This window comes from Nonomuraea sp. NPDC050451, from assembly GCF_044458585.1.
Genome location: NZ_JBITHZ010000004.1, coordinates 554,201 through 571,056 on the forward strand (window position 1 = coordinate 554,201; position 16,856 = coordinate 571,056).

At 71.6% G+C, this 16,856-nt stretch carries 15 protein-coding genes; 12 read left to right on the forward strand and 3 right to left on the reverse strand.

The genetic code is table 11. The features are described 5' to 3' along the window. The first annotated feature begins 1 nt into the window (after nt 1). From ACIBI9_RS17585 to ACIBI9_RS17635, 11 genes are all read left to right on the forward strand, one after another. A complete protein-coding gene (locus ACIBI9_RS17585; RefSeq protein WP_397223132.1) occupies nt 2-1,234 on the forward strand; it encodes an extracellular solute-binding protein in 1,233 nt (410 codons plus the stop codon). After that, a complete protein-coding gene (locus ACIBI9_RS17590; RefSeq protein WP_397223133.1) occupies nt 1,225-2,109 on the forward strand; it encodes a carbohydrate ABC transporter permease in 885 nt (294 codons plus the stop codon). Before ACIBI9_RS17585 ends, ACIBI9_RS17590 begins: the two co-directional genes overlap by 10 nt. Then, the gene (locus ACIBI9_RS17595) at nt 2,106-2,909 is read left to right on the forward strand and encodes a carbohydrate ABC transporter permease (RefSeq protein WP_397223134.1); all 804 of its coding nucleotides are present in this window, start codon (nt 2,106-2,108) and stop codon (nt 2,907-2,909) included. Before ACIBI9_RS17590 ends, ACIBI9_RS17595 begins: the two co-directional genes overlap by 4 nt. An 11-nt stretch (nt 2,910-2,920) precedes the next feature. Beyond that, nucleotides 2,921-3,667 (forward strand): sugar isomerase domain-containing protein, encoded by a 747-nt coding sequence (locus ACIBI9_RS17600; RefSeq protein WP_397223135.1) that lies wholly within the window; start codon nt 2,921-2,923, stop codon nt 3,665-3,667. Continuing rightward, nucleotides 3,664-4,689: a hypothetical protein gene (locus tag ACIBI9_RS17605; protein WP_397223136.1), complete on the forward strand. Its 1,026-nt coding sequence runs from the start codon at nt 3,664-3,666 to the stop codon at nt 4,687-4,689. Before ACIBI9_RS17600 ends, ACIBI9_RS17605 begins: the two co-directional genes overlap by 4 nt. Then, a complete protein-coding gene (locus ACIBI9_RS17610) occupies nt 4,686-5,603 on the forward strand; it encodes an N-acetylglucosamine kinase (RefSeq protein WP_397223137.1) in 918 nt (305 codons plus the stop codon). Before ACIBI9_RS17605 ends, ACIBI9_RS17610 begins: the two co-directional genes overlap by 4 nt. Nucleotides 5,604-5,637: 34 nt before the next feature. After that, entirely contained in the window at nt 5,638-6,621 is a 984-nt protein-coding gene (locus ACIBI9_RS17615; RefSeq protein WP_397223138.1) for a MerR family transcriptional regulator, read from the forward strand. A 64-nt stretch (nt 6,622-6,685) separates the two neighbouring features. Beyond that, on the forward strand, nt 6,686-7,405 hold the full coding sequence (locus ACIBI9_RS17620; protein WP_397223139.1) for a TetR/AcrR family transcriptional regulator: 720 nt from the start codon (nt 6,686-6,688) through the stop codon (nt 7,403-7,405). Nucleotide 7,406: 1 nt separating this feature from the next. After that, on the forward strand, nt 7,407-9,881 hold the full coding sequence (locus ACIBI9_RS17625) for a PEP/pyruvate-binding domain-containing protein (RefSeq protein WP_397223140.1): 2,475 nt from the start codon (nt 7,407-7,409) through the stop codon (nt 9,879-9,881). A 56-nt stretch (nt 9,882-9,937) separates the two neighbouring features. Continuing rightward, on the forward strand, nt 9,938-10,087 hold the full coding sequence (locus ACIBI9_RS17630) for a hypothetical protein (protein WP_397223141.1): 150 nt from the start codon (nt 9,938-9,940) through the stop codon (nt 10,085-10,087). 107 nt (nt 10,088-10,194) lie between these two features. After that, complete coding sequence (locus ACIBI9_RS17635; protein ID WP_397223142.1) at nt 10,195-10,824, forward strand: phosphotransferase family protein; 630 nt, start codon at nt 10,195-10,197, stop codon at nt 10,822-10,824. Here ACIBI9_RS17635 and ACIBI9_RS17640 read toward each other — a convergent pair. Continuing rightward, complete coding sequence (locus ACIBI9_RS17640) at nt 10,724-12,706, reverse strand: amino acid transporter (RefSeq protein ID WP_397223143.1); 1,983 nt, start codon at nt 12,704-12,706, stop codon at nt 10,724-10,726. The genes ACIBI9_RS17635 and ACIBI9_RS17640 overlap by 101 nt on opposite strands. A gap of 297 nt (nt 12,707-13,003) precedes the next feature. Here ACIBI9_RS17640 and ACIBI9_RS17645 point away from each other — a divergent pair, with 297 nt between their 5' ends. Then, on the forward strand, nt 13,004-14,995 hold the full coding sequence (locus tag ACIBI9_RS17645; RefSeq protein ID WP_397223144.1) for a GTP-binding protein: 1,992 nt from the start codon (nt 13,004-13,006) through the stop codon (nt 14,993-14,995). Here ACIBI9_RS17645 and ACIBI9_RS17650 read toward each other — a convergent pair. Together ACIBI9_RS17650 and ACIBI9_RS17655 are read right to left on the reverse strand one after the other, a co-directional pair. Further along, nucleotides 14,992-15,888 carry an intradiol ring-cleavage dioxygenase gene (locus ACIBI9_RS17650; protein ID WP_397223145.1) on the reverse strand — a complete coding sequence of 299 codons (897 nt, stop codon included), beginning with the start codon at nt 15,886-15,888 and terminating at the stop codon, nt 14,992-14,994. The genes ACIBI9_RS17645 and ACIBI9_RS17650 overlap by 4 nt on opposite strands. 108 nt (nt 15,889-15,996) lie before the next feature. Next, complete coding sequence (locus ACIBI9_RS17655) at nt 15,997-16,788, reverse strand: intradiol ring-cleavage dioxygenase (RefSeq protein ID WP_397223146.1); 792 nt, start codon at nt 16,786-16,788, stop codon at nt 15,997-15,999. Nucleotides 16,789-16,856: the final 68 nt, after the last annotated feature.

A 16,856-nucleotide genomic window follows, 5' to 3' on the forward strand; every position in this document is an offset into this window, starting at 1 on the left:
CATGCGCCTCGCCGCCGCTGTCGCGCTGGCGATAGCCGTCACCGCCTGTGCCCCTTCGACCACCACCCGTGCCGCCGAGGGCAAGGTCACCCTCTCGGTCTGGGGGTGGGGTCCCGAGGCCAACTACGACAAGATGTTCGCCGAGTACGAGAAGCTCAACCCCGGCGTCGACGTCGACGCCCGCTCCTTCACCACCGCCACCGAGTACGACACGATCCTGTCCACCGGCCTGGCCGGCGACAGCGGCCCCGACCTGGCCTGGCTGCGCGCCGGAGCCCAGCTGCAGCCGCTCGTCGAGGCGGGCCGGCTGCTCCCGCTCGACACCAAGGACGTGCCCGGCCTGGCGAGCTTCGACGAGGGCGTCCTGCGTGCCGCCAAGGGCGACAAGGACGGCAAGGTGTACGGCGTGCCGTTCGCCGTGCAGACCCTGCAGGTGATCTACAACAAGAAGATCTTCGCCGACAACGGCGTCACCCCGCCCAAGACCTACGACGAGATGATCTCCTCCGCCGAGAAGCTCAAGGCCAAGGGCGTCATCCCGTTCGCCTTCGGCGGCAAGGACGACTGGATGCTGCCGATCGTGGCGAGCATCTTCGGCACCGCCCACTGGGGTGGCGACGAGTTCCTCGACGCCGTCAAGGCCAAGCGGAAGAAGTTCGCCGACCCGCGCTTCGTCGAGGGCATCGACCAGCTCAACAAGCTCAAGCCGTACTTCCCCGAGAACGCCGCCGGCGTCTCCTACACCGACGCGCAGATCCTGTTCTCCTCCGGCAAGGCGGCCATGTTCCCCGGCGGCCTGTGGGAGCTGAACTTCTTCAGCGAGAACGCCAAGGGCGTCGAGCTGGGCGTCTTCACGCCGCCCGCGCAGGAAGGCCAGGGCCTCATGCCCGGCTTCACCGACGGCTCCTACGGCATCAACGTCAAGACCAGGCACAAGGCCGAGGCGCTGAAGTTCGCCGCCTGGCTGGCCTCCAAGGACTACGGCCAGCTCTACACCGACACCGTGCGCACCTTCTCCGCCGTGCCCGGCGTCACGCCCAAGGACCCCCTGCTCGGCGAGGTGGCTGCCACCTTCGGCCAGCACGGCGCGACCTACTTCATGAACGAGTTCGCCTACGGCAACCCCTCCTCGGCCGCCGTGTTCTCCAAGGCGCTGCAGGAGATGCTGCTGGGCCGGATCACCGCCAAGGAAGCGGCCGAGCGGCTCGACAAGAGCGTGTCCACATGGCTCTAGGCACGCGGCGGGGATCCTCGTACCTGTTCCTGATCCCCGCCTTCCTCCTCTACTCGGCCTTCGTGGTCTACCCGCTGTTCACCGGCCTGACCTACAGCTTCTTCTCCTGGAAGGGCACGCTGCGCGACGACTTCGCCGGGCTGGACAACTACGCCGGCCTGCTGTCGGGCGCCTTCCTCGACCAGCTGCTGCCGGCGCTGGGGCACAACTTCCTGCTCTTCGGGGGCACCATGCTGGTGCAGAACACGCTGGGCCTGGCCTTCGCGCTCGCGCTGTCCCGCGTACGGCGCGGCAAGCGGGCGCTGCAGACGATGTTCGCCCTGCCGTACCTGGTCAACCCCCTGGTCATCGGCTACCTGTGGACGCTGCTGCTCAGCCCCGCCTTCGGCCCGGTCAACGCGTTCCTCAAGCCGCTCGGCCTGGCGATGCCGTGGCTGGGCGACCCGGACACCGCGCTGCCGACCGTCATCGTGATCACCACGTGGCAGTGGGTGGGCTTTCCGATGCTGCTGTTCAGCGCCGCCCTCGGCGGCATCCCCCAGGAGTACGGCGAGGCCGCCAGGACCGACGGCGCCGGCTCCTGGCAGGTCTTCCGGCGCATCACGCTGCCGCTGCTCAAGCCGGCCATGGCCACCGTCACGATCCTCAGCTTCATCGGCAGCATGGGCACCTTCGCCCTGGTCTACGCGCTCGGCGGCTCCAACGGCGCCCCGGCGGGCGCGACCGACGTGCTCGGCCTGCTGTTCTACCGGACCGCCTTCGCCTCGGGCGACGTCAACGCGCTGGGCACCTCCTCGGCGCTGGCGGTCTTCATGTTCACCTTCATCTTCGGCTCGACGCTGCTGCTCGAGCGGGTCCTGAGGAGGAAGGCGTGAAGGCGCTGGCGATCAAGGTCCTGCTCTGGGGCTACGCCGCCTTCTCCATGGCGCCCCTGCTCGTCATGGTGCTCAGCTCGTTCCGGCCCACCAGCGAGATCTTCGACCAGCCGCTCGGCCGGCCCACCGGGTTCGGCAACTACGTCAAGGCGTGGACGGAGGCGTCCTTCTCCACCTACGTGGTCAACTCGGCGGTCGTGGTGGTCGGCGCGGTGCTGCTGGGCGCCGCGGTCTCGCTGCTGGCCGCGTACCCGCTGGGCCGCAGGGAGTTCCGAGGCCGCGGCATGTTCGCCGCCTACTTCATCTCCGGCATGACGCTGCCCGCCCACCTGGGCGTGCTGCCGCTGTTCTACCTGCTGGAGAGCATGGGGCTGGTGGACTCGCTGACCGGGCTGGTGCTGGTCTACGCGGCCGGGTCGGTCCCGTTCAACGTCTTCGTGCTGACCGCCTTCTTCCGCCAGCTGCCGCACGAGCTGGACGAGGCCGCGGCCCTGGACGGAGCCGGGCCGTTCGCGACCTTCTGGCACGTGATGCTGCCGCTGGTCCGGCCCGCGCTCGCGACGGTGGTGGTCTTCCAGTTCGTGCCGATCTGGAATGACTTCTTCTACCCCCTGGTCCTGATGCGGGACGAGAGCAAGCTGACCCTGCCGGTCGGCCTCACCCACTTCTTCGGCCAGTTCCAGAACGACTGGGGGACGCTCTTCGCCGGCCTGGTGATGACGACGATCCCCCTGGTCGTGCTCTTCGTCCTGGCCACGCGCCAGATCGTCGCCGGGCTGACCGCCGGCATGAACCGTTGAGGAAACAATCCATGGATCTTGTGATGGCCTTCGCCGACGAGGCGCGCTCCCGCCTGGACCGGCTGGTGACCGGCCAGCTGCCCGCCATCAGGCAGGCGGGGGCGCTGGTCGCCGCGACCGTGCGCGCCGGCGGCGTCGTGCACGCGTACGGGACGGGGCACTCGGAGGCGGTGGCACTGGAGGTGGCGGGCCGGGCGGGCGGTCTCATCCCGACCAACCGGCTCACCCTGCGCGACCCGGTGGTGCTGGGCTCGGCCGACCCCGGCGAGTTCGACCCGCTGGCCGAGCGCGACCCGCGCACCGCGCACCAGGTGCTGGCCCTGCACACGATCGAGAAGTCCGACGTCTTCGTCATCGCCTCCAACTCCGGCGGCAACGGGTCGACCGTGGAGATGGCCCGGCTGGTCAAGGAGCGCGGCCTGCCGCTGATCGCGATCACCTCTTTGGCCCACTCCGGCGCCATCACCTCGCGCCATCCGTCGGGGGAGCGGCTGTTCGAGCTGGCGGACATCGTGATCGACAACCTCGCCCCGTACGGCGACGCCGTCCTGCCGACCGAGCACGGCCCGGTCTGCGGCATCTCCTCGATCACCTCGGCGCTGGCCGTACAGCTGATGGTCGCCGAGGCGATCGGCCTGCTCCAGGCGGATGGAACGGTCCCGCCGGTCTACCTGTCGGCCAACATCCCCGGCGCCGACGCGCACAACGACGCCCTCGTGGCCCGCTACGCCGGGCGGATCAGGACAGGAGCGCTGTGAACCTGACGATCGCCGCCTTCTGGCCGCCGCCTCCTCACGAGACGACGGCCGCCCGCTACCGGGAGATCGCAGATGCCGGCATCGACCTGATCATCACCGGCAACTACCTCAACGACCGCGTCATCCTGCGGCACGCGCTGGCCTGCGCCGAGGAGGCGGGGCTCGGCGTGCTGGTCGCCTCCGACCCGCGCGTGGACGTGCTCATGCGTGACCTGGACGTGGACCCCGCGCCGCTGATCGGCCGGGTGGTCGACGACTACCGCCCGTTCCGCTCCTTCCGCGGCGTCAGCCTCATGGACGAGCCGCACGCCGAGCAGTTCCCGAGGGTGGCGGCCGGGGTCGCCGCCGCGCGCGCGGCAAGCGCCTTCGCCTACGCCAACCTCTTCCCGAGCCACGCCACCGGCCCGTACGACGCGTACGTGGGGGAGTTCGCCAGGATCGTGCGCCCCGACGTGCTCTCCTTCGACCGCTACCCGTTCCTGGCCGACGGCTTCGACGAGGGCTACCTCGCCGACCTGGCGACCGTGCGCGAGCACGCGCGCCGGGCCGGCCTGCCCGCCTGGATGTACGTGCAGACGCTGGCCTACGACGGGCACCGCGAGCCGACGGCCGCCGAGCTGGCCTGGCAGGTCAACACCGCGCTCGCCTACGGCTACACCGGCATCCAGTACTTCACCTACTGGACGCCCGACCCGGCGCGCGGCGAGGGCTTCCAGCCGGCGCTCGTCGACGGCGACGGCGTGCCGACCGAGCGCTACGGCATGGTGCGCGACCTCAACACCCGCTGGCTGCGCCCGGTGGCGGCGGAGCTGTCCGGCTGGACGTCGGCCGACCACGACGGCGACGTCCTGGTGGGCCACTATGGCGAGGGCCTGCGGTTCGTCTGCAACGCCCGCTACGACGAGCCGGTCGAGGTCACGCTCGACGGGATCACCGAGGCCTTCGACCCGGCGACCGGCTCCTACGAGGCGTGCGGCCCGGCCTTCACCCTCGCGCCGGGTGCGGCCAGGCTGGTCCGATGATCCTCTTCGCCGGCGTCGACGCCGGCGGCACCACCACCAGGGCCGCCCTCCACGCGGCGGACGGGACCAGACTCGGATACGGCACCGCCGGACCGGGCAACCCGGCCGCACACGGCGACTCGGTGGCCGGGGCGGCGATCGAGCAGGCCCTGCGCCGCGCGCTCGACGGCCTGGATCCATCGCTGGTGGCCGCCTCGGTGGCCGGGGTGGCGGGCGCGGACGACGGTTTCGCCGAGGTGCTGCGGCGCGTCTGGACCGCGTGCGGCATCGCCGCCCCGCCCAGGCTGGTGGGTGACGTGGACGTCGCCTACGCGGCCGGCACCCCGGCGCCCTCCGGCACGCTGCTGCTCGCCGGGACGGGGGCGGCGGCCGCCCGCTTCTCCGGTCGCGCGGTGGCGGCCGTCGCCGACGGGCTCGGCTGGCTGCTCGGCGACGAGGGCGGAGGGTTCTGGATCGGCCGGGCCGGGGTGCGCGCGGCCGTCCGCGCGCTCGATCGCGGCCTGCCGTACGGGCTGCTGGTGGAGCTGGTCAGCGCGCACTTCGGCGTGGCGGGGGAGCCGCGGCGACGCGCCGACCGCATCGTGCGGCTGGCGCAGGCCGACCGGATGCTGGTGGCGGCCGCGTCGCCGCTCGTGGCGGAGGCGGCGGCCGGGGACGAGCGCGCGGCGGGGATCGTCGGCGAGGCCGCGCGGCGGCTGGCGGCGACGGCGGGTCGCGTGCACAGCGAGGGTCCGATCGTGCTGGCGGGCGGCGTGCTGGCCGCCGACGGCCCGGTACGCACGGCGGTCATGGCGCTGCTGACCGGGCGGGAGGTGGTCACCGCGCGGGACGGCGCGGCCGGGGCGAGCTGGCTGGCCGCGCTCGACCGGCTGGGCGACCTCGGCGCGCACGGGCGCTTCACGGCGACGGCTTGAGTCTCAACCTGCTTGAGACCCCATAGTGGACGCCGTGGACGACGACGACGAGCTCTACTCCATCGGGGACGTGGCGCGCCGCACCGGCCTGAGCGTCAGTGCCATCAGGTTCTACTCCGACGCCGGGATCATCGCGCCCACCGGCCACACGGACGCCGGGTACCGGCTCTACGACATCGAGGCCGTCGCCAGGCTGGAGCTCGTCCGCACCCTGCGCGAGCTGGACGCCGGCCTGGACGACATCCGCCAGGTGCTGGCCGGCGAGCTGACGCTGCACGATCTCGCCACGGCACATCTCTCGCTCGTCGAGCGCCAGGCACGTCGCCTGCGGGCCAGGCGGGCCGTCCTGCGCACCATCGTGAGACAGCACAGCCCCGCCGAGCAGGTGAGCCTCATGCACAAGCTGGTGTCCATGTCCGACGACGACCGCGACCGGCTCATCGACCAGTTCTGGAACGAGGTCAGCAACGGCCTCGACGTCGACCCCGCCTTCGTCGAGCGGCTGCGCGAGCTGCGGCCGAACCTGCCGGAGGAGCCCACCACCGAGCAGCTCGAAGCCTGGATCGAGCTGGCCGACCTGGTGCGGGACGACGGCTTCCGCCGCTCGGTCCGCGAACACCTCCACGAGACCTACTCCACCGCCCAGGGCCGCATCATGACCGCACCGGCGACGCTGGGCTGGATCGAGCAGGGGGCGGCGGTCATCCGGGAGGCCCAGGCGGCGCACCGGGCCGGGCTGCCCGCGGACTCCCCGCAGGCCCGGGACATCGCCGGCCGCTTCCTGGCCGCGATCGCCGAGGCCGCCGGGCAGCGCGACACCGTCGAGTTCAGGCGCCGGCTGGCCGCCAACCTCCTGGTCGCCAAGGACCTCCACAACGCCGAACTCCGGCGCGCCGCGCACGAATCGTCCCGCTTCGGCAGGTACCTGTCACTGGTGGCCGCCGTCAACGGGACGACGCGCGAGGACGAGGCTTCCGTGCCCTATGAGTGGATCGCCGCGGCTCTCAACCATCACTGAGTGAACTTGTCATTAATTAAATGACCGATTAGTCTCATCTGGTCAAACAAATGGGGTGAGACGGATGGTCAAGGTAGGACGGCCGCCGCAGGACCCGGCCCGGCAACTGGAGCGGGCCCACCGGATCCTCGACGCCGCCGCCGATCTGATCCTGCGCTGGGGCTACGGCAAGACCACGATCGACGACGTGGCCAAGGCGGCAGGCGTCGCCAAGGGCACCATTTACCTGCACTGGAAGACGCGCGACGAGCTCTTCGCCGCGTTGCTGCGCCGCGAGCGGGTGCTCATGCTGGCCGAGGTCCGCCAGGGCGCGCCGGCCACGCTGGGCGAGCTGTACGGCGGTTACGCCCGCGTGCTGCTGCGCAGGCCGCTGCTCCAGGCGCTCATGCGGGGCGATTCGGAGCTGCTGGGCAAGTTCACCCGGCAGAAGCAGCAGGCGGGCCAGTCGCCGACGATGGGCGCGCCCCTGGAGGCGTACGTGGCGGAGCTGGTCAAGCTGGGCGCGGTGCGCGCGGAGCCGGGCGACCACGCCATGATGGCCAACGCCGTCCTGTACGGCTTCCTGTTCGTGCCGGACAGCCTGCCCAAGGAGGACGACCGGATCGCGTTCCTGGTGGCCGACACCATCGACCGGACCATGAGCACGGGCCGCCCCCTGTCCGGCGACGACGCGGACGCCGTCGCGCGGGCCACCATCGACTTCCTCGCCGCCGCGCAGGAGATCGCCGAGCAGCGGCTGGCGGCCTCCATGGGCGGGACGCAAAAGGCTCAAAGGAGCGTGTGACGTGAAGGCCGTACTCCCTCTCGACGACGCGGCGGCCGACCTCGCGACCGTCGGCGGCAAGGGCGCGTCGCTGGCCAGGCTGACCAGGGCCGGGCTGCCCGTCCCCGCCGGGTTCCACATCACGACCGAGGCCTACCGGGCGTTCGTGTCGGCTTTCGGCGACGAGCTCCGGCACGCGGAGGACCCGCGGGCGCTGTTCGCCGCCCACGACATGCCCGCCGAGCTCGCCGCGGAGATCCGCAGGGCGTACGAGGCGCTCGGCGACGACGTGCCGGTGGCCGTGCGCTCGTCCGCCACCGCCGAGGACCTGCCGGACATGTCGTTCGCCGGCCAGCAGGACACCTATCTCAACATCAGGGGCGACGCCCTGCTCGACGCGGTCAGACGCTGCTGGGCCTCGCTGTGGAACCCGCGCGCCATCGCCTACCGCGACCAGAACGGCGTCCCCCACGACGACGTGGCGCTGGCCGTGGTGGTCCAGGAGCTGGTGGACGCGGACGCGGCCGGCATCATGTTCACCGCCGACCCGATCAGCGGCGCCCGCGACGAGACCGTCGTCAACGCCTCCTGGGGGCTCGGCGAGGCGGTCGTCGGCGGCCAGGTCACCCCCGACACGATCGTCGTGTCCGGCGGCGCCGTGACGCGGGAGCAGGTGAGCGACAAGACGGTCATGACCGTCCGCACCTCCGACGGCACCCGCGAGCAGCCCGTCCCGGAGGAGCTGCGGCGCGCGGCCGTGCTCGACGCCGCGCAGGCCGTGGAGCTGGCCGCGATCGGCGCGCGCATCCAGAGCCTGTACGGCACGCCGATGGACGTCGAGTGGGCCAGGCGCGACGGGAAGTTCGCCATCGTCCAGGCCCGCCCGATCACCGGCATCAAGCCGCAGGTCGAGGAGTGGAACGACAGCCTCAAGGGCGAATACCTGTGGACCGGCGGCAACCTGGGTGAGGCCATCCCCGACGTGATGACGCCCATGACGTGGTCGTTCGTGCGGCTGTTCATCCACGAGGCCATGTCCGCCTCGGCCCTGCCCGGCTTCGACCTGGTCGGCAACATCGGCGGCCGCTTCTACATGAACCTGAGCGTCGTCCACTCCATCGCCGGGGCCCTGGGCATGCGCGGCAGGCTGAGCGCGGTCGAGCAGGTCTTCGGCAAGCTGCCGCAGGGGCTCGTCGTGCCGATGGTGCCGGTGTCGCGCTGGGAGATCATCAAGCGCGTCCTGCCCATGGCGATCGGCATCCAGCGCCGCGTGCGTACCAACCTCAAGGGCATGCGCGCGTTCCTGGCCACCTCGCAGCGGCGCTGCGAGGAACTGCGCGCCACGATCGCCGCCACCGGGTCCGGCCCCGAGCTGGCCGAGCTGTGGGAACGCGAGATCAGGCCCCACATGGTGACCTCCTGCCGCATGCTGGAGGCCGCCGGCCGCCAGGGCGGCGCCACCCTGGTCTGGACCCGCGACCGGCTGCACAAGATGATGGGCGAGGTCGACGCCGAGGCCATGCTGACCGGCGTCAACACCGGCGGCGAGCTGGCCAGCCTGGGCCCGGTCATGGGCCTGTCCAGGCTGGCGCGCGGGGAGATCACCAGGGACGAGTTCGCCCGCACGTACGGGCATCGCGGCCCCCACGAGTTCGAGGTGTCGATCCCGCGGCCCGGCGAGGACGACGGCTGGATCGACGCCCAGCTCGCGGGCCTGCGCGACCTGCGGGCCGACACCGAGGCGCTGCTCGCGCGGCAGCGGAAGGCCAGGGAGGAGGCGTGGGCGCGCTTCGCCGGGCGTCACCCGCGCCAGGAGGCCAAGATGCGCGCCAGGGTCCAGCGTTGGAACGCCGTCGTGCGGGACCGCGAGTCCACGCGCTCGGAGAACATGCGGGCGTTCTGGGTGCTGCGGGCCTTCGCCGTACGGGCGGGGGAGCTGTCGGGGCAGGGCGACGACGTGTTCTTCCTCTACCTGGATGAGCTGCTCGCCTTGCTGCGGGGCGACCCGTCCGCGCTGGAGCGGGTCCCGGTGCGGCGGGCCACCTATGAGCAGTACGCCGCCCTGCCGCTCTACCCCGCGCTGATCGTCGGCCACTTCGACCCCGTGCGCTGGGCCGCCGACCCCGCCCGGCGGACCGACATCTACGACGCGCGCGGCACGGTCGTGCCGGTGAGCGACACCGTGAAGGGCTTCCCCGGCGCCCCCGGCATCGTCGAGGGCATCGCCCGCGTGATCTCGGGTCCCGAGGAGGGCGACCGGCTCAAGCCGGGCGAGATCCTCGTCACGACGCTCACGAACGTGGGCTGGACCCCGATGTTCCCCCGCGCGGCGGCCGTGGTGACCGACATGGGCGCGCCGCTGTCGCACGCCTCCATCGTGGCGCGCGAGCTGGGCATCCCCGCCGTGGTCGGCACCGGCAACGCCACCATGCGCGTGCACGACGGCGACCGGATCAGGGTGGACGGCGAGCGGGGCACGGTCGAGTTGCTGGCGTGAAAAGTCTCCGCCAAGTCGATCGCTTCAACGGGTGGCATGGGATGACCTTGGTGCCCATGATCGAATGGTGGACTCCAGAGGACGTACACGAGCTCGAGGCGCGCTGCGCCCGATTCCGCATCGCCAAGCTGGCGCTCGATCGCGGCGCCGCGGAAATGGACAGGCGCGAGTGGGACGGGGAGGATGAGGCCGATCCGGCGGCGTGACTTCGCCGAGCTGCCCCCGTCGCTCGTGGCCGAGGTGGAGCGCAGGCTGGGCGCCGTGCGCGGGTTCGAGGAGCGGCGGGGGGGGCTTCTCGGACGGCGTGCTCGGCGTGGCCGCGCTCGCCGGCGGAAAGCGCGTGTTCGTCAAGGCCGTCCCGGCGGACGGCGGGGACGCGGACGCCTACCGGGAGGAGGCGGCCGTCAGCGCGGCGCTGCCTCCCGGGGTGCCCGCGCCGCGCCCGCTGACCCCGGCGCCGGTCGACGGCCTCCCGACCGTCGCCGCGCGCATGAAGGGCCGCTGCGAGCTGTGGCAGGGCCCGGGCGCCGCCCGCCTCGGCGCGTGGGAACGCGACCACCTGGCCAGGCTGGCGGAGGTCGAGCGGGAATGGGAGTCGCTGGTCACCGGCGACACGATGCTCCACTTCGACCCGCGGTTCGACAACATCCTCATCGACGAGCGCGGCCCGGCCCGGCTCGTGGACTGGGGGCGGGCGTGCGTGGGCCCGGACTGGGTGGACCTCGTCTGCCTGCTGCGCACGCGCCGCACCTGCGGGAGCGGCGCGAGCGCTCACGCCGCGCCACCCTCGCCTGGCTCAGCGGCCGCTGGGCGTGAAGGGGCCGCTGGGCGTCAGGAGCGCGCTAGCCGCCGACGTGGATGCCGGGCCGCTCGGCGGGGTCGGGCTCGCTCTTGCGCAGGATCTCGCGTACGACCGGCGCCGTGTCGCCGCGGCCGAGGATGAGATAGCGGAACAGGTGCACCAGCGGCGAGCCCTCTGCCCACGCGAAGTAGCAGTGCGGCCGCACGCCCCCGGCGTCGCGGAGCGCGAGCAGGACGGCGGCGATGGCGTTGGGCGCGGCCGGGCTCTCGGCGCGCAGGATGCGGTACTTGTCCACCTCCACCCCGCGCACCTGGAGCACGTCACTGAAGTCGGACGGGTCGATGACGTCGATCTCCAGGAACAGGATGTCCGCCCGGCCCGGGACCGGGTTGACCCCGCGCTGCTCGACCTCCTTGTCGGCGTACTCGGCCGCGTCACCCGCCTGACGGCGGTTGGCGATGATGTTGAGCGCGCCGTCGTAGTCGAGCGAGTCGGCGACGAACCGCCGCGCCGCCTCGTCGAACTCGATCCGGTCGGCCCGCAGCTCGGTGGTCCTTGAGACCCGCGAGATCAGCGAGATGGCGATGATGCCCAGGATGAACAGCGCGGAGATGGCGATGCCGTCGGGCTTCTCCCGGATGTTCTCCACCAGCGCGTACACCAGCACCAGGGTGAGCACCGTGAACCCGGCCGAGGCGGCCCGCTGGCGGCGGCGGACGGCCGAGATCGTCACCGCGACCGCGCCGGAGACCATCATGGCCAGGATGCCCGTGGCGTACGCGCCGGCCTGGGCGTCCACGTCGGCGTCGAACGCGATGGTGAGCACCACGCAGATGCCCGTGTAGACCAGCACCACGGGACGCACGGCGCGGCCCCAGTCGGGCGCCATGCCGTAGGAGGGCAGGTAGCGCGGCACGATGTTGATCAGGCCGGCCATCGCGGAGGCCCCGGCGAACCACAGGATAAGGATCGTGCTGATGTCGTAGACCGTGCCGAACATCTCGCCGAGCCGCTCGTGCGCCAGATAGGCCAGCGCCCTGCCGTTGGCCTCGCCGCCGGGCCGGAACTTCTCGGCCGGGATGAGCACCGTGGTCACGAAGCTGGTCGCGATCAGGTAGACGCTCATGATGAGCGCGGCGCAGGTGAGCAGCTTGCGCGTGTTGGCGACGCGGGACTCCAGCTGCTCCTCGGCGGTCTTGCCGGAGGCGGCCACCAGCGGCATCATGCTGACGCCCGTCTCGAACCCCGACAGTCCCAGCACCAGCAGCGGGAAGGCGAGGACGGCCGGTCCGATGAGGCCGCCGAAGCCGCCCCCGCCGCTGGTCAGCGCGTCGGTCCAGCGGGAGAGCGCGTCCGGCGAGGAGAAGACGTCGCCCAGGCCGACGGCGACGACGACCGAGTTCAGCAGCAGGAAGACCGCGACCAGCGGGATGGCCACGCCGACCGCCTCGCTGAACCCGAGCAGGAACACCCCGCCCAGCACCAGCAGCAGCACCACGGTCAGCAGGACCTCGTGGCCGTGCAGGAAACTCGGGAAGAACGGGTTCTCCACGACGTGCACGGACGCGTCGGCCGCCGACAGCGTGATCGTGATGATCCACGACGTGGCCACGAACCCCAGCAGCACCAGCACGAACAGCTTGCCCCGCCAGAACGGCAGCAGCCGCTCCAGCATCGCCACGGAGCCCTGCCCGTGCGGGCTCTCCCGGGCCACCCGTCGGTACATCGGCAGCATGCCCAGCAGCGTCAGCGCCACGATGAGCAGCGTGGCCAGCGGCGACAACGCGCCGGCCGCCAGCGCGGCGATGGCGGGCAGGTAGGCCAGCGTGGAGAAGTAGTCGACGCCGGTCAGGCACATGACCTTCCACCAGGCCTGCGGCTCGGCGTGCCCCTCGGCCGCCTCCGGGCCCGTCGGCTGCACGCGAAGCTGGAGCAACCAGCGCGCCAGGCCGTTGGACGGGGGCGCTGGAGGGGTCGGGCTTTCGACGACCGCGGGGATCGTACGCCCACCGGTACCGCTCACCGGATCTTCCTCTCTCATCGAGAACGCACCCCACCCTAGGGGGTCCGGCACGCTACCACGCGGCTGGTCCGGCGAATCCCCCCGCACCCACCCGAACACCACATACCTCCAGCCCTCGCACCCCCTTCCCGAAGGACCTCAGCCGGAGTACGGCGGTAATTGGGTTGCTCCCGCCGAAGCCCTCTGATGTGCTGACCCCGAAGCCAGGACGACCAAGGGAGCAGCAGATGCGGGCAACGTTCATGTCCCCCCGGATCGAAAGAGCCGTCTATTCAAAGGACATGACGTTCGTTGCGTATGCTCAACTTGGGGATCTTGGCGCATGTAGACGCCGGTAAGACCAGCCTGACCGAGCGGCTCCTCTACGCCGCCGGTGCCATCGACGAGGTCGGCAGCGTCGATGACGGCAACACCCAGACCGACTCACTCGCCCTCGAACGCCGCCGCGGCATCACGATCAAGTCCGCGGTCGTCTCGTTCGCCGTCGGCGGCACCACGGTCAACCTGATCGACACGCCCGGCCACCCCGACTTCATCGCCGAGGTGGAGCGGGTGCTCAACGTGCTCGACGGCGCCGTGCTGGTCGTCTCGGCCGTCGAGGGCGTGCAGGCGCAGACGCGCGTGCTCATGCGCACGCTGCGGCGCCTGGGCATCCCCACGCTCGTCTTCGTGAACAAGATCGACCGCCGCGGCGCCCGTCAGGACGGGATCGTTCGGGAGCTCGCGGACAAGCTCACCCCGTCGGTGGTGGCCATGGGCGCCACGGCCGGCCTGGGTACGGGCGCCGCCTCCTTCACGCCGTTCGACGGCGCGCCGGCCTTCGCGTCGCGGCTGGTGGACGTGCTGGCCGAGCAGGACGACGGGCTGCTGGCCGCTTACGTGGCCGGCGAGGAGATCCCGTACGCCAGGCTCCGCGCCGAGCTGGCGGCGCAGACGGGGCAGGCGCTGGCGCACCCGGTGTTCTTCGGCTCGGCGATCACCGGCGCGGGTGTGGACGCGCTGATGGCCGGGATCGAGGAGCTGCTCCCCGCCGCCCAGGGCGACCCCGCCGGGCCCGTTTCGGGCACGGTCTTCAAGGTCGAGCGCGGCCAGGCGGGCGAGAAGATCGCGTACGCGCGGCTGTTCTCGGGCACGGTGAGCACCCGCGACCGCCTGACCTTCGGCGGCGACCGGGAGGGGAAGGTCACGGGGATCAGCGTGTTCGACGGGGGCGCGGCGGCACGCTGCCCGTCGGTGGGCGCCGGCCGGATTGCCCGCCTCTGGGGCCTGGCCGACGTCCGGATCGGCGACGCGATCGGCCTGCCGGGCAAGGCCGGGCCGCAGGAGCACTTCGCGCCGCCGAGCCTGGAGACGGTCGTGGTCCCGCGCCGCCCCGCCGACCGGGGCGCGCTCCACCTCGCGCTCGCCCAGCTCGCCGAGCAGGACCCGCTGATCGGCCTGCGCCAGGACGACCTGCGGCAGGAGGTGTCCGTCTCCCTCTACGGCGAGGTGCAGAAGGAGGTCATCCAGGCCACGCTCCTCGACGACTTCGGCCTCGACGTCGCCTTCCGCGAGACGACCACGATCTGCGTCGAACGCCCGATCGGCACCGGCGAGGCGTTCGAGCTGATCGGCACGGACTCCAACCCGTTCCTCGCGACCGTCGGGCTCCGCGTCGAGCCGGCCCAAGGGGTGGAGCGGCGCGCGACCATGAGCACAGAGTTCCGGCTGGAGGTGGAGCTGGGCTCGCTGCCGTACTCGTTCATGAGGACGATCGAGGAGACGGTACGCGAGACGCTCCGGCAGGGCCTGCACGGCTGGCAGGTCGAGGACTGCGTGGTCACCCTGACCCACTCCGGTTACTGGGCCAGGCAGAGCCACATGGGCGGCGTGTTCGACAAGAGCATGTCCAGCACGGCCGGCGACTTCCGCAACCTCACCCCGCTGGTCCTGATGGCCGCGCTGAGGCGGGCCGGGACCAGGGTGTTCGAGCCGGCGCACCGCTTCCGGCTGGAGCTGCCCGCCGACACGCTCGGCTCGGTGCTGCCCGCGCTGGCCCGCCTGGGCGCCGTCCCCCGCACCCGGACGGTCGGCCCGGCGGGCGAGGTCGGGGTGGAGGGCGAGATCCCGGCGGCGAGCGTGCACGAGCTGGAGCAGCGGCTGCCCGGGTTGACCCGTGGTGAGGGCGTGCTGGAGTGCGCGTTCGACCGGTATCAGCCCGTACGCGGACCGATCCCGGAACGCCCGCGCACCGACCACAACCCGCTCAACCGGAAGGAGTACCTGCTGCACGTGGTGCGCAGGGTCTAGGCGCCGTCCTTGTCGGAGTCGGCGGAGAAGACGATGGCCCCGAGGTAGCCGTCGTCCTCCTGGGTGATCTTCATGAGCATGCTGTCGTCGTAGATGTTGTCGTTGTCGTTGAAGGTGTCGCGTCCGGTGTGCTCGGAGTACGGCGACTTCGCCATGACCGCGCTGTTGAGCTTCTCGTCGAACATCATCTGCGTGGTCAGCACGCGCTGGTTGCTGAAGTGGACCATGGCGTGGATGTGGATCGTGCGCCCCCGGTACCAGCCCGGCCAGATCGTGGTGAACTCCACGATGCCGTCGCCGTTGGTGACCTGCGCGCCGCGGAGGTAGCGCTTGTCGTCGGTGGGGGTCAGATCCGCCATGTCGCCCCCACCGCTGTTGGACTGGCCGCCGGGGCCGCCGCTCGGCGGGGTGCCGGTGGGCGCGCCGCTCGGGGGATTGCCTCCGCCGGGCGGGTTGCCGCCGCCCCCGCCGGTCGAGGCCGCCTCGGCCCCCGAGTAGAGCCCGGCCGCGTCGCAGTGCCAGATCTCCACGACCGCGTTGCCGAGCGGCTTGCACGTCTCGCTGTCCTGCACCTTGATGGCCACCCGCAGCCGCACGCCCTGCTTGTCCTCGCGGATGTCGCTGCGGACCTTGTCGGCGTCGAAGTAGTAGGGGCCCTGCGTCGTGGTGCTGGTCAGCTTGCACGTGCCGGCCCCGTCGAACAGCGAGGTGAGGTCCTTGGCCGTGGTCGCGGTCGCGGTCGGCGTCACGCTCGCGCCCGTGGACGTCGTGACGGTCGTCGCCGTGCCCTCGGCGCCGGAACAGGCCGCCAGCAGGCTGCCGAGCCCGAGCGAGCTGATGCCGGCGAACAGCCGTCTGCGGCTGACGCGCTGACCTTCGTGATCGTGTCCCACTATGGTGTCCTTGTCCGGGATGCTGGGATGTTCCGGACCTCACCGTAGGACGGGACCCCTTGGGACCTCCTTTACCGTGGATGAAGTTCTCATGAGTTGGGGACGGGGTCAGCCGCCGTCCCGATCGGAGTCGGCGGACAGGATGATCGTGCCCAGGTAGCCGTCGCCGTCCTCGACGACCTGCAGCGTCATGCCGTCGCGGAAGATGTTGTCGGCGCTGTTGAAGGTGTCGCGCCCGGTGTGCGCCGCGTAGGGCGGCTTCGCCAGCACCTTGGCGTTGAGCGCGTCGTCGAACATGATCTGCGTGTTCAACACGCGCCGGTCGCTGAAGTGGACCATGGTGTGGATGTGGACCGTGCGGCCCGGGTACCAGCCCGGCCAGATGGTCGTGAACTCCACGATGCCGTCGCCGTTGGTGACCTGCGCACCCCGCAGGTAACGGTAGTCGTCCGAAGGCTTCATGTCGCTCATGAAGGCCGTGTCGGTGAAGCCGCCCGGGGGAGGGCCGCTGGCGGCGTCGTCCTTCGACTCCTTCTCCGCCCCCGAGTAGACGCCCGCGGCGTCGCAGTGCCAGATCTCCACGACGGCGTTGCCCATGGGCGAGCACGTCTCGCTGTCCTGCACCCTGATGCCCACCCGCAGCCGCACGCCCGGCTTGTTCTCCCGGATGTCGCTGCGGATCTTGTCGGCGTCGAAGTAGTAGGGGCCCTGCGTCGCGCTCGGAGTCAGCCTGCACACCCGCGAGCGGGCGAGCATCGAGGCGAGATCCGCGGCCGCCGGACTCGACGCCGCCCCGGCCCGGGCGCCGGGCGCCGACAGTACGGCGCCGAGCCCGAGTGAGCTGATGCCGGCGATCAGCCGCCGCCGGCTGACCCGCTGACCTTCGTGATCGTGTCCCACTGGAGTTCCTTCTTGCGTTCCTTCACCCAGACGAACCTCTCATGGGAGGGCGGCCTTTCCGCGGAGGC

Excerpts from the sequence above, each read along its gene's own strand:
- ACIBI9_RS17585 (WP_397223132.1), top strand. The coding sequence starts at position 2 with ATGCGCCTCGCCGCCGCTGTCGCGCTGGCGATAGCCGTCACCGCCTGT.
- ACIBI9_RS17590 (WP_397223133.1), top strand. The coding sequence starts at position 1,225 with ATGGCTCTAGGCACGCGGCGGGGATCCTCGTACCTGTTCCTGATCCCC.
- ACIBI9_RS17600 (WP_397223135.1), top strand. The coding sequence starts at position 2,921 with ATGGATCTTGTGATGGCCTTCGCCGACGAGGCGCGCTCCCGCCTGGAC.
- ACIBI9_RS17610 (WP_397223137.1), top strand. The coding sequence starts at position 4,686 with ATGATCCTCTTCGCCGGCGTCGACGCCGGCGGCACCACCACCAGGGCC.
- ACIBI9_RS17620 (WP_397223139.1), top strand. The coding sequence starts at position 6,686 with ATGGTCAAGGTAGGACGGCCGCCGCAGGACCCGGCCCGGCAACTGGAG.
- ACIBI9_RS17630 (WP_397223141.1), top strand. The coding sequence starts at position 9,938 with ATGATCGAATGGTGGACTCCAGAGGACGTACACGAGCTCGAGGCGCGC.
- ACIBI9_RS17645 (WP_397223144.1), top strand. The coding sequence starts at position 13,004 with ATGCTCAACTTGGGGATCTTGGCGCATGTAGACGCCGGTAAGACCAGC.